The sequence below is a fragment of the Chromobacterium sp. Panama genome, assembly GCF_003052555.1.
Classification (GTDB): Bacteria; Pseudomonadota; Gammaproteobacteria; order Burkholderiales; family Chromobacteriaceae; genus Chromobacterium.
Genome location: NZ_QARX01000001.1, coordinates 4,943,638 through 4,953,840, shown reverse-complemented (window position 1 = coordinate 4,953,840; position 10,203 = coordinate 4,943,638). Strand labels below are relative to the sequence as shown.

At 64.7% G+C, this 10,203-nt stretch carries 6 protein-coding genes; 1 reads left to right on the top strand and 5 read right to left on the bottom strand.

Going from position 1 to position 10,203, the window contains the following annotated elements; genetic code table 11:
- Positions 1-131: 131 nt before the first annotated feature.
- From DB032_RS22295 to metH, 5 genes are all read right to left on the bottom strand, one after another.
- Positions 132-755, bottom strand: a complete 624-nt coding sequence (locus DB032_RS22295; protein WP_107801387.1) for a hypothetical protein — start codon at positions 753-755, stop codon at positions 132-134.
- A 189-nt stretch (positions 756-944) separates the two neighbouring features.
- Complete coding sequence (locus tag DB032_RS22290) at positions 945-3,602, bottom strand: cytochrome c peroxidase (RefSeq protein ID WP_107801386.1); 2,658 nt, start codon at positions 3,600-3,602, stop codon at positions 945-947.
- 251 nt (positions 3,603-3,853) lie between these two features.
- Positions 3,854-4,603, bottom strand: coding sequence for a trypsin-like serine protease (locus DB032_RS22285; protein ID WP_107801385.1), 750 nt, complete (start codon positions 4,601-4,603; stop codon positions 3,854-3,856).
- 493 nt (positions 4,604-5,096) lie between these two features.
- Positions 5,097-5,615, bottom strand: a complete 519-nt coding sequence (locus DB032_RS22280; protein ID WP_107801384.1) for a DUF2878 family protein — start codon at positions 5,613-5,615, stop codon at positions 5,097-5,099.
- Positions 5,605-9,318 carry a methionine synthase gene (metH, locus tag DB032_RS22275; RefSeq protein ID WP_107801383.1) on the bottom strand — a complete coding sequence of 1,238 codons (3,714 nt, stop codon included), beginning with the start codon at positions 9,316-9,318 and terminating at the stop codon, positions 5,605-5,607. The genes DB032_RS22280 and metH overlap by 11 nt, the downstream gene beginning before the upstream one ends.
- A gap of 117 nt (positions 9,319-9,435) precedes the next feature.
- Here metH and DB032_RS22270 point away from each other — a divergent pair, with 117 nt between their 5' ends.
- Positions 9,436-10,203: an ABC transporter substrate-binding protein gene (locus DB032_RS22270; protein ID WP_107801382.1), complete on the top strand. Its 768-nt coding sequence runs from the start codon at positions 9,436-9,438 to the stop codon at positions 10,201-10,203.

Sequence of the window (10,203 nt, the reverse complement as noted above, 5' to 3'; positions counted from 1 at the left end):
TTGCAGGGCGGCCTTTGGGGTAAAGGGGAATTTGGCCGCGCAAATTCCCCTTTCCGTTTGCCGGGCGGAACCGGCCCTGAATCATCATCCGCGAAGCGGATTCAAACTCTCAAAAATCGTAACTTCGCAAATCACGCCCGCATATGCAGCCCGTAGTAAACCGTCTCGTTCCAGTAGCCGGTAGTCAGCCCGGCCAGGTATTGCGCCGCGCGGAACAAGTCCGCCGCGCTGCAGCAGCCGGCGCTGACATTGCCGCGGTAGAGCCCGCTATTGGGATCGAACACCCAGATGTAGTCGCTGCCCTTATAGACGCCGACGGCGTGGCCGGAAGCGCCGCCGTTATGCATCAGGTTGAGGAACAGCGCATCGCCGCGCACCATCCGATTTTCCAGGATGTCTTGCCAGGCTTGGGCGCTGGCGCCGTGGGCGTTGTTGCAGTAGTGGCAGAAGGTGAGGCCGAAGGTTTCCGCGTGATTGCCGTCTCCCACCCGATTGTGGGCGGCCACCGAGGGATAGACCTGCTGTTCCAGGTAGGAGGCGAAGCGGAACAGATAGGCGCCGTTGTCGAACTGCTGGTAAAGCGCGTCCGCCTGTTGGGTGGTGGGCAGGTAGTCGCCGGCGCTGCTGCCCCAGTTGCGTTTGCCCACGCGGTCCTGGATGTGCTTGAGCCACAGGCAGACCGCGGCCTCGCACACCCCGGCGGCGTTGGCGCCGTTCCCGGCGTTATTGAAAGCTCTTTGCAAAGACCACGCCATCGCATCTCCCCTTGTTGTTCACGGTTTCCGCTTGTAAAACACGCGCATGTCATGGCGCGATATTTTGAAATAAACCGTAAACGGCGTTTGCGCCAGTGGATTCCAGCGCGAACGCGGCCCGGCGGCGAGGCCGGGCCATGGAGATTCAATGCCATGCTGACGACGCGTTAGCGGATCGTAAACAGGTTCTCAGCGCCGGAACAGCTCAGCTTCGCTCGCCGGCTGCAGCCGCAGCGGGCCGGACAGCGCTTGCAGGAAGGCGTGCAGCGCCTGCTTTTCCGCGGCGCTGAGGCCCAGCGGCTTGAGCAGCGGCGAGGGCTTGGGCAGGGTGTATTTTTCCACGCCCACCACTTCCACCAGATTGCCGCCGCTGTTGTAGAACTCGATCACGCCGGCGCCGTCTTCATCCAGCGGCATGTCGCCGGTGTGCATGTAGTCGCCGGTGTAGAGCAGATCGCGCAGGGTGGGGGTACGGAATTTGCCCAGATCGGCGCGCAAGCCGGTGACGCCGCCGCGGCCCAGGTCTTCCTTATTGCGGCCGATGTAGTTGAGACCGGTGTTGTGGAACTGGTTGTCGGACAGCAGCGGGCTGTTGTGGCAGTTGATGCAGCGCGCCTTGGTGCGGAACAGATGCAGGCCCCACAGCGCCTGGTCGTTCAACGCGGCGCGCTCGCCCTTGAGGAAGCGGTCAAAGGCGCTGTCCTGGCTGATCAGGGTTCGCTCGAAGGTGGCGATGGCCTTGGCCATGCGGTCCAGATCCACCCGGCTGTCGCCGTAGGCGGCGGCGAATAGCGGCGCGTATTCCGGCGCGGCGGCGATCTTGGCCACGGCCTGGCCCAGCGGCTGATGCATTTCCAGCGGGTTGACCACCGGGCCCTTGGCTTGCTCTTCCAGGCTGGCGGCGCGGCCGTCCCAGAACAGCGCGCCGACGTAGGCGGTGTTGAGCAGGGTCATGGCGTTGCGGCCGCCCAATTGGCCGATGTGGCCTTGGGACACCGGACGCGGATCGCTCCAGCCGTGTTCCGGCGCGTGGCAGCTGATACAGGCGATGCGGTTGTTGCGGGACAGCCGGGGATCGCGGAATAGTTTGTCGCCCAGCACCACTTTTGCGGCGCTATAGGGGTTGTCGGCCGGAAACGGCGCCGCGGGCAGCAGGCCCAGATCTCGGAAGCCGGCTTGCGCCGACGCGTCCAGCGTGGGCGCGGGCCAAGCCGCCTGGCGCTCCGCGCCGGGCTGGTATTGGCTGTAACGGGTCCGCCATTGCGCCAGCTGGGCGGCGTCCGGCGCCTCGCCGTCGCTGTCCGGCAGCGGCGGTTTGGCCGGACGGATGGAGAGGGCGACCAGCAGCGGCTGCTCGGCCTCAGCAGCGAGCCGGGCGGCGCTCTGTTTCCCGCCGTCGCGGTCCAGGCCGTAGAGTTCGCCGCCGGCGTCGCGCGCCCATACCCGCGCGGCGGCATTGGCGGCGGGATAGTCCGGATCCTGTTGCAGTTGCAGCCAGCGGATGGCCTCGGCCACCGTGGGCAGCCGCCAGTTGTCCTGCTGGCACAGCCGTTGCTGTTGCAATGCGGCCAGCGCCGGGTTGAGGCTGGCCGCGCCGGCCGGCCGCGGCCGGGCCTGCCACAGGATGACGTCGCGCCAGCCGTCCGGATGTTGGTTGTCGTCGACGCAGGCGGCCTGGGCCGGTGCGGCCAGTTGGCCGTCGGCGCTGACCGGGATGTAGGCTGGCGGCTTTGTCTGATTTTGTTCCGGATTGGGATCGTCGGCCAGTTTGGGGCCGCGCACCAGACGCAGCCGCGCCGGCTGGCCCAAGCTGAGGCTGACGCTGGGCAGGGTGCGGTGGGTGTCGTCGAAGGCCACCGCCAGCGAACCTTCGCCGCGGCGGCTGGTGGCGGTCCAGTAGAAGGCGGCTTCGGCGTCCGGGAAGACGTGGCGGTCCATGGCCGGCAGGCCGCGCGAGCGGTCGTACTGGCTCCAGTCCAGCAGGGTTTTCAGTTCGCGCTCGGTGGGCAGCCGCCAGCCGCGTTCCGCGGCGATGTCTTCTTCGCTGTCTTCGAAGCCGCATAGTTTTTGCTTGCTCACGGCCTCGGTGTAGGTGACGGCCAGGCAGTCTTCCTGACCGGGTTCGCATTGGGCCGGGCGTTCCGGATTGCGGCTGGCGCTGGCGTAATAGCTGTGGAATTGGCTACGCAGGCCTTGCACGGATTTCACTTCCCAGATCAGGCCGGTCTGCTTGTCTTTCACGCAGCCGGCGCGTTCGCCGGCGTCGGTCAGCGGTGCGCCGTCCGCTTCGGCCAGTGCGGTGAAGCGCGGGCCGGGCGGCTGTTCGCGCAGCGCGGCCAGGCTCAGGCGGAAGTGGCTGGCCGCGTAGTCCGCGGCCACCACGCTGCGGGCGATGCCGGCGCTGTCCAGCAGGGTTTGCAGATCGCCGGCCTGTTCCAAGCGCATGCTGCGCCGGAAGCGGGCGGCGGTGTCGGCGCTGATCTGGATGCCGTTGTTGGGATTGTCGTCTTCGTCCAGTGTCAGCAGCAGCTGCACTTGGCGCAGCACTTTGGGATCCGCCGGGTTCTGGCTGCCGGCCAGTTGCAGCGGAGTCAGCTGGGGCGCGCCCAGGCTGCGGCCCAGTTCCAGCTGGCCGATGCGGAAGACGACGGTTTCGCCGTCCAGATAGCGGAATTCGCCGTTGGCGGTGGTCTTGCCGGCATGGCTGCCGCTGTCGTAGTCCAGGCCCGCTACCGGGCTATCGACAAAAACGCCGGTGCGGACCGGCTGAGCGGCGGGGCCGCCGGAGCAGGCGGCCACGGCCAGGCTGCCCGCCAGAATGAGGGAGAGTGCAAGGCGCGAGTGCATTTTTGTAATTGAGAATTATTTTCAAAACGGCAGATTATGCGTTTGTAGAGTTGTTCGTACAAGAAGCATGTCGAGGATAGGCAAACCGGAGTCGCGCCTGACCGTGCGCGCCAAGGTGTTCTGCCAGGAAAACCACACCGGCCGCCATCATCTGACCGATATCGAGGTGTTCTGAACGGCGAAGAAGCTGTTCAACGACTCCAACGCAAAAAAAGCAGCCCAAGGGCTGCTTTCGTATTGGACGCGCGGTTTCAGCGTCGCGCGGCGTCCGGCCACACCCAGTCGCCGGGCGGCGGGGTCTGGCTGCCGGACGGGCTCAGCACATCGGACCAGGCCTTGATGCTGCCCGCGTATTTGCACAATGCGGCGTAGGCGGAGACATTGCCGGCGTTGCCGTTGTATACGCCCACTTGCACGCCCTTGGGCGACAACAACGGGCTGCCGGAGTCTCCGCCGCGGCCCACCGTGCCGTTGGCCAGCAGGGACACGCCGTTGGCCAAGGGCGACGGCCCCAGCCGCTGGATATTGGCGACGCGGACATCCATCAGGCTGGCCGCCAGCTGGCCGCCAGTCTCCGCCATGCGCAGATTGGCTTGCATCGCGCCTATCGCGCCGTTGCAGTCCTCCTGCGCCACCACCGGCACCGTTCTGGCGCCGTCAAGGCCGGCGATGGGGCGGGATAGTTTCAGCAGGGCCAGGTCCACCGCTACGCCGTTGTGGTCGAACTTGATCCAGTTGGGCTTGGCGTTGTTGCGCGCGGTTTCCACGCGCTGGGCGAAGTGACGGCCGTAATGAGCGGTCACGCTGTTCCAGTTGTCCAGAATGCAGTGCGAGGCGGTCAGCACCAGGTCCGGCCCCACCAGCGAGCCGCCGCAGATATTGCCGCCGGACGAGCCGCGGAAATCCAATTTGACGTAATGGGTTTCGGTGGGAGAGAACGGCGCGGCGGCGGTCAATTGCGCGCTGGCCAACAGGCATGCGGCGACAATGAGTTTATTCACGGAATATCCTTTTCAAAATCGTTATTGCGGTTTTCATCATCCAAAAATACCGGACGAGGCCGCCTTGATTCGCTCGGAATCTGCCAATTCCTCGTTGCGAGCCTGCCGTCCGGTTGCAATGATTATGTGATTTTCGAAATGATTTTCATGTGTGAATTTTCCATGCCCGGCCGCCGTTAAAATAACAAAGTCATAAGTTTTTATTAAAACTTCTTACTGCGCACGCGGCTAATCCGCCTGTGGCGCGCCGCGATACGATTGTGCTGAAACTGAAATAGCCGCTTTGTTAATTTTCACCGCTTTTCCAACAGTTTTAATAATCCATATTTAATTAACTTTGGATTGAATTATGATTTTTCGGATTAAATAAATAAAAACCGCATCGTAAACGATGCGGTTTTTATTCAGGGGGACGCCAAATGCGCTCAAGGCATGAACGCGACAACGCGTTAGTTTATCCACAGATCGGCAAGAACCGCCTTCTTATCCACAATCACGCCTGCGCCGCCGATCCTTGGTCCATCGGCAGCAAACGCGGCGTCCAGGCCAGCAAGGCCGCCCATAACGGCGCCAAGGCCAGCAACGTCAGCCACAGCGGCGCGCCGGCTTGCAGGGCGCGCAGTTGCAGGCCGCACCAGCAGAGCAGCGGCCCCGCCAGCGCGCCGACCAGCGCCAGCAGACGCGGCGACGGCCGCCAGACCGCCAGCAACCGCAACCACCAGCAGCTGAAGCTCAGCCACAAGACGACCCGCCACAAGGGCAGGCCGCCGACGCCGACGAGGCGGTACAGACCCAGCCCGGAGACGGCGAAGTCCAGCAGACAGGCGGCCGCGCTCAACAGCAGCGCGCGGGTTTTAACGCCGGCCGGCAGCGCTTGCCAGGCCAGCAGCGCGCCGGCCAGCAACAGCACCACGTAGCGGTCGCGGAAGCTGAACAACAGCCAGGCGCCGACGCCGAAGATCAGGCCGCCCAGCAGCAGCCTGGGCCAGGGCTTGCCCGCCTCAGGCGTCATAGCCCAGATTGGGGGCGAGGTCGCGTTCCGCCTGTTCCACGCTGACGCCGCGGCGTTGGGCGTAGCTGGCCACTTGGTCGCGCTCGATCTTGCCCACGCCGAAATAGCGCGAGGCCGGATGGCTGAGGTAGAAGCCGGACACGGCGGCGGTGGGCAGCATCGCATAGCCTTCGGTCAGCGTCATGCCGATGGCCGGCGCGTCCAAGAGCTCGAACAGCGCGGTCTTGACGGTGTGGTCCGGGCAGGCCGGGTAGCCGGGCGCGGGGCGGATGCCTTGGTACTTTTCGTCGATCAGCGCTTCGTTGTCCAGCTGCTCGGCGGCGGCATAGCCCCAGAACTCGCGGCGCACGCGGGCGTGCATCAGTTCGGCGAAGGCTTCGGCCAGCCGGTCCGCCAGCGCCTTGAGCAGGATGGAGGAGTAGTCGTCGCCGGCGTCCTCGAAGCGTTTGACGTGCGGCTCGATGCCGATGCCGGCGGTAACGGCGAAGGCGCCGATATAATCCTGCACGCCGCTGTCCCGCGGCGCGATGTAGTCGGCCAGCGCCCAGTTGGCCTTGCCGTCCATCTTGGGCAGTTGCTGGCGCAGGCCCACCCAGCTCATCAGGCTGGCGCGCTTGTCCGGATCTCGGATTTCAATATCGTCGTGGTTGACGCTGGCGGCCGGGAACAGGCCGATCACCGCGTTAGCCCCCAACCAGTTCTCGGCAATGATCTGCTTGAGCATCACTTGCGCGTCCTCGTACAAGGCGCGCGCGGATTCGCCGACGATCTCGTCGTTCAGGATGCGCGGGAAGCGGCCGGCCAGCTCCCAGCTCTGGAAGAACGGCGTCCAGTCGATGTAGGCGGCGATCTCGGCCAGCGGATAGCGCTCGAAACGGCGCACGCCCAGCCATTGCGGCGTGGGCGGCTGGTAGGCCGCCCAGTCTATCGCCTCCTTGTTGGCGCGCGCCTGTTCCAGGCTCACCACCTTGCGGCTCGCCTTATTGGCGTGGCCTTCGCGCGCGCGGTCCTGCTCGGCCTGGTTTTCCGCGACGAAGCCGTCGCGCAGGGTGTCGGACAGCAGGTTGGAGCACACGCCGACGGCGCGGCTGGCGTCCGGCACGTAGATCACCGGGTGCTGGTAGTGCGGGGCGATCTTGACCGCGGTGTGGACCTTGGATGTGGTCGCGCCGCCGATCAGCAGCGGGACGCTGAAGCCCTGGCGCTGCATTTCCTTGGCCACATGGCTCATTTCTTCCAGGCTGGGGGTGATCAGGCCGGACAGGCCGATGATGTCGGCCTTGTGTTCGATGGCGGCGTCCAGGATTTTCTGGCAAGGCACCATCACGCCCAGATCGATCACCTGGTAGTTATTGCAGCGCAGCACCACGCCGACGATATTCTTGCCGATATCGTGGACGTCGCCCTTGACCGTAGCCATGATGATCACGCCCTTGGCCGGCGCGTCGGCCAGGCCCAGACGGATCTTTTCCTCTTCGATGAAGGGCTCCAGGTGGGCGACGGCGGCCTTCATCACCCGCGCGGATTTGACCACCTGCGGCAGGAACATCTTGCCGGCGCCAAACAGATCGCCCACCACGTTCATGCCGTCCATCAGCGGACCTTCGATCACATGAATGGGGCGCGCGGCTTTCTGCCGCACTTCCTCGGTGTCTTCGACGATGAAGGTGGTGATGCCCTTGACCAGCGCGTGCTCCAGCCGTTTTTCCACCGGCAGCGCGCGCCAGGCCAGGTCTTCGCCCTTTTTCTCGCCGGCGGCTTCGCCCTTGTATTTTTCCGCCAGCGCGATCAGGTGTTCGGTGGCGTCGCCGCCGTCCTTGGGCGCGCGCATCAGCACCACGTCCTCGATCCGTTCGCGCAGTTCCGGGTCCACCTCGTCGTAGACTTCCAGCGCGCCGGCGTTGACGATGCCCATGGTCATGCCGCGCTGGATGGCGTGGTAGAGGAAGACGGCGTGGATGGCCTCGCGCACCTTGTTGTTGCCGCGGAAGGAAAAGGAGACGTTGGACACGCCGCCGGAAATCTTGGCGTGCGGCAGCTGTTGCTTGATCCAGCCGGTGGCTTCGATGAAGTCCAGGCCGTAGCGCGCGTGCTCCTCGATGCCGGTGGCCACGGCGAAGATATTGGGGTCGAAGATGATGTCTTCCGGCGGGAAGCCCACTTCGTCCACCAGGATGCGGTAGCTGTTCTCGCAGATTTCTATCTTGCGGGCGTAGGTGTCGGCCTGGCCGGCTTCGTCGAAGGCCATGACGATCACCGCGGCGCCGTAGCGGCGGATCAAGCGCGCCTGTTCGACAAACTTGTCCCGGCCTTCCTTCATGGAGATCGAGTTGACGATGCCCTTGCCCTGTATGCACTTGAGGCCGGCCTCGATCACGTCCCACTTGGAGGAGTCGATCATGATGGGCACGCGGGCGATGTCCGGCTCGGAAGCGATCAGGTTGAGGAAGCGCACCATGGCGGCGTGGGCGTCCAGCATGCCCTCGTCCATATTGATGTCGATGACCTGGGCGCCGTTCTCCACTTGCTGGCGCGCCACGTCCAGCGCGGTGGCGTAGTCGCCGTTGAGGATGAGCTTGGCGAAGGCGCGGCTGCCGGTGACGTTGGTGCGCTCGCCGACGTTGACGAACAGATCCCCGTCGCCGATGTTGAACGGCTCCAGGCCGGACAGCCGGCACTTGGCCTCTATCGCCGGCAGCGGCCGCGGCGCGACGCCGTCCACCGCGCGGGCGATGGCGGCGATGTGTTCCGGCGTGGTGCCGCAACAGCCGCCCACGATGTTGATCAGGCCGGACTCCGCCCATTCTCGGACGTACACGCCCATCGCCTCCGGCTCCAGATCGTAGCCGCCGAAGGCGTTGGGCAGGCCGGCGTTGGCGTGCACCGACACATAGCCGGCGGACACCCGCGCCATCTCCTCGACATAGGGCCGCAGCAGATCCGGGCCCAGCGCGCAGTTGAGACCGTAGCTGACCGCGTCGGCGTGGGACAGCGAGTTGTAGAAGGCCTCGGTGGTCTGACCGGTCAGGGTGCGGCCGGATTGGTCTGTGATGGTGCCCGAGATCATGATGGGCAGCCGCGGCGTGTCCGGCCGCTCGTCGAAGTATTTGTGGATGGCGAACACCGCCGCCTTGGCGTTCAGGGTGTCGAAGATGGTTTCCACCAGCAGCAGGTCCGCGCCGCCTTGCACCAGGCCGTCTATCGCCTCGGTGTAGGAGGTCACCAGTTCGTCGAAGCTGACGTTGCGGTAGCCCGGGTCGTTGACGTCCGGACTGATGCTACAGGTGCGGTTGGTGGGACCGAGCACGCCGGCGCAATAGCGCGGCTTGGCCGGATTGGCGGCGCTGGCCTTTTCGCACAGTTCCTTGACCAGCCTGGCCGCGGCATGATTGATTTCCCACACCAGGCTTTCCATCGCGTAATCCGCCATGGCGATGGAGGTGGCGTTGAAGGTGTTGGTTTCGATGATGTCCGCGCCGGCGTCCAGATAGGCCTGGTGAATGCCGCCGATCACGTCCGGCCGCGTCAGCGCCAGCAAATCGTTGTTGCCCTTGACGTCGCTGGGCCAATCGGCAAAGCGCTCGCCCCGATAATCGGCCTCCTCCAACTGATGGCGCTGGATCATGGTGCCCATGCCGCCGTCCAGGATCAGAATGCGTTGGGATAGGTGTTGCCGGAGGGGATGCGAGGATGTTTTTGTCATGGCGGCTGAACTTTTTTTGTCTACAACGATAACAAGCGCAACGGACTCAAAAGCTCATCTTAACACTCGCAATCAACTGTCCGGGCGCTTGCTTAAGAATAAAGAGAGAACATCCATATGGCCATTACGAATAAGCTGTGGCTGCTCGCGGGGCTGGCGGCGGCATGGTGCGGGGAGGCGTGGGCGGCGGGCAGTTTACGGATAGGCGTGGCGGATACCGACGCGGCGCCGGTGGTGATGCTGTCGCCGGACGGCGAGCACCTGCGCGGCGGCCTGTCCAAGGATATCGGCGAGATGCTGGCGGCCGAACTGAGCCTGCGTCCGGAATTCATTCTGATCGCCCGCAAGCGGGTGGAGGCCTCCATCGAATCGGGCCGGGTGGACATCGTCTGCAACGCCAATCCGGACTGGTTCGGCAACGCCGCGCGGCTGGGCTGGACCCATGAGATCTATCCGCAGCTGGAGCGTCCGCTGACGCTCAAGCAAGCCACCGAGGTGCGCCAGGTGAACGACCTCGCCGGCAAGCGCATCGTCACCATACGCGGCTACAACTACCCGACGCTGGAGCGTTTCTGGCGCGGCAACCCGGCCTCCCACAACGAGGAGGCGCGGATGGAGCTGCTGATCAAATCGGTGCAAAAGCGGCTGAGCGACGCCGCCATCGTGTCGGAACTGGAGTTCGCCGCCTGGGCGCGCAACTGGCCGCAGGACGCGGCGCAGTTCAAGCTGCACCCGCTGGTGGTCACCTTCATGCCCACCATGTGCGCGGTGGCGCCGCATTCCGACATCAAGGTGGCGCAGCTGAACCAGGCGATAGACCGTCTGCAGAAAAGCGGCCGCATCAAGGCGGTGTTGAAAACCTATCAGTGGCAGCCGCAGGAATGA

Excerpts from the sequence above, each read along its gene's own strand:
- DB032_RS22295 (WP_107801387.1), bottom strand. The coding sequence starts at position 755 with ATGGCGTGGTCTTTGCAAAGAGCTTTCAATAACGCCGGGAACGGCGCC.
- DB032_RS22290 (WP_107801386.1), bottom strand. The coding sequence starts at position 3,602 with ATGCACTCGCGCCTTGCACTCTCCCTCATTCTGGCGGGCAGCCTGGCC.
- DB032_RS22280 (WP_107801384.1), bottom strand. The coding sequence starts at position 5,615 with ATGACGCCTGAGGCGGGCAAGCCCTGGCCCAGGCTGCTGCTGGGCGGC.
- metH (WP_107801383.1), bottom strand. The coding sequence starts at position 9,318 with ATGACAAAAACATCCTCGCATCCCCTCCGGCAACACCTATCCCAACGC.
- DB032_RS22270 (WP_107801382.1), top strand. The coding sequence starts at position 9,436 with ATGGCCATTACGAATAAGCTGTGGCTGCTCGCGGGGCTGGCGGCGGCA.